At 70.7% G+C, this 1,210-nt stretch carries 1 protein-coding gene; it reads left to right on the plus strand.

The window, feature by feature from the left end; translation table 11 throughout:
- Positions 1-1,000: helix-turn-helix domain-containing protein (locus QMX81_RS20875; RefSeq protein ID WP_282264395.1), on the plus strand; the 1,000-nt coding region annotated here is incomplete at its 5' end.
- Positions 1,001-1,210 lie beyond the last annotated feature (210 nt).

The raw sequence follows: 1,210 nt of genomic DNA on the forward strand, positions 1-1,210 counted from the left end.
GCCGCGCTCGTGGGCGCGTTCGCGCCTGGCGGGGGGGCAGCCGCGGCAGGAGCCGTACTACGCGCCTCTTGCCGCGGCTGCCACGCGCCTGGACGACCCTGCCGACCGCCGCCTCGCACGCTGTGTGCGCGAGGACATGGACCACCTCTGGGCCGCCTTCGGTGGCCGCCAATGGACCCTGTTCTGCGTCAACGCCGATGGCCTGGTCATCGCCCAGCGCGAACATGGCCTGGCCGACGTCCCGGTACTGCGCCCGATCCAGATCGGTCGCCGCCTTCGCGAAATCGACATCGGCACCACCGCACCGGCCTGCAGCCTGGCCGAAGACGCGCCCGCCCTGGTGCGCGGCAACGAGCACTATCTCGACCGCTTCGCCTCGGTGTTCTGCCTGAGCGTTCCGCTGCATGGGCTGGATGGCGAAGTGCTGGGCGCACTGGATATCACCGGCACCGGCGAGCGCGATGCCGAGCTGTTGCACGGCTACTTCCGCCAGGCCGCGCTGTCGGCCGAGAACCGCCTCATGCAGGACCACCGTCCCTGCCACCTGCTGGCCGTGCAACACGACACCCGCTGGCTGCACTCACCGCTGCAGGGCCTGCTGGCCATCGAAGAAGACGGCCACGTACGCGCCGCCAATCGCGTCGCCCGCCGCCTGTTCGGACTCCCACGCCGCGGAGCCTTGCCCCTGCTCACCCTCGAGGGCCTGTTCGCCGGCGCCAGCGTCCACCAGCGCCGCCGCCTGCTGCAGGCCGGCCCCTCCCACCGCGTCCGCCTGGATGACGACACTGCCGTGCACGTCCAGTACCTGCGCGGACCACTCGCACCGCATGCCGGCGTGAAGCTCGATGTGCAGCATGCCAACGCCACGAACGCATCACTGCGCGCGCAGAACACACAGCACGTCCGCGAGACCGTGGCTGCCCACCAGGGCAACGTCAGCGCCGCCGCACGCCAGCTCGGCATCTCACGCACGACCCTCTACAAACTGCTGCGCGCGTAGCGACCATCGCGCGGCGGTATACACGCCGGAAGCCGCATCTTTTCGATCTGCGCAACGAGGTTGCCGGCCACGGGCCGGCACTACCGCTTTGCTCGCCCGTCCGCCGAGAAAGCGTCGGGGCGGCGGGTAGGGCCTGGCCTTGCCCGGACCATGAGCGGCATGGATGCCGCGACATGAGCCCCCATGGATGGGTTCACGGCGGGTCCGGGC

This window comes from Stenotrophomonas sp. PS02301 (assembly GCF_029959485.1).
Taxonomy (GTDB): Bacteria; Pseudomonadota; Gammaproteobacteria; order Xanthomonadales; family Xanthomonadaceae; genus Stenotrophomonas; species Stenotrophomonas maltophilia_Z.